The sequence below is a fragment of the Streptococcus sp. HMSC056C01 genome (assembly GCF_001811305.1).
In the GTDB taxonomy this organism is placed as follows: Bacteria; Bacillota; Bacilli; order Lactobacillales; family Streptococcaceae; genus Streptococcus.
Map to the genome: position 1 here is coordinate 1 of NZ_KV804200.1, position 325 is coordinate 325.

1 protein-coding gene is annotated in these 325 nt (G+C 47.1%); it reads left to right on the top strand.

Annotation, left to right across the window (positions count from 1 at the left end; translation table 11 throughout):
- Positions 1 to 325 (top strand): hypothetical protein (locus tag HMPREF2795_RS10890; protein ID WP_261675687.1); only part of this gene is annotated, 325 nt, incomplete at both ends.

Genomic DNA, 325 nt, shown 5'->3' on the forward strand with positions numbered 1-325 from the left:
CACACCAACTGTGACACCAGTAACTCCGACTGCGGAAGATACAACATCAACTGGTAAACAAGGTCAAACACAAACAGGTAGACCAACCTTCACTGAGGGCGATAGTCGTGTGCCAATGAACGATGACGTTCCAGCAACCTTCGATGATGGTTCAACTTCGAAGACAGTTGATGGTGTTGGTACTTACACGGTGGCTTCAGATGGTACGGTGACATTTGTTCCAGAAAAATCATTTACAGGAACAGCACCAGCAGTCACAGTCGTTCGTGAAGACATGAACGGCACTAAAGTCTCTGCGACTTACACACCAACTGTGACACCAGTA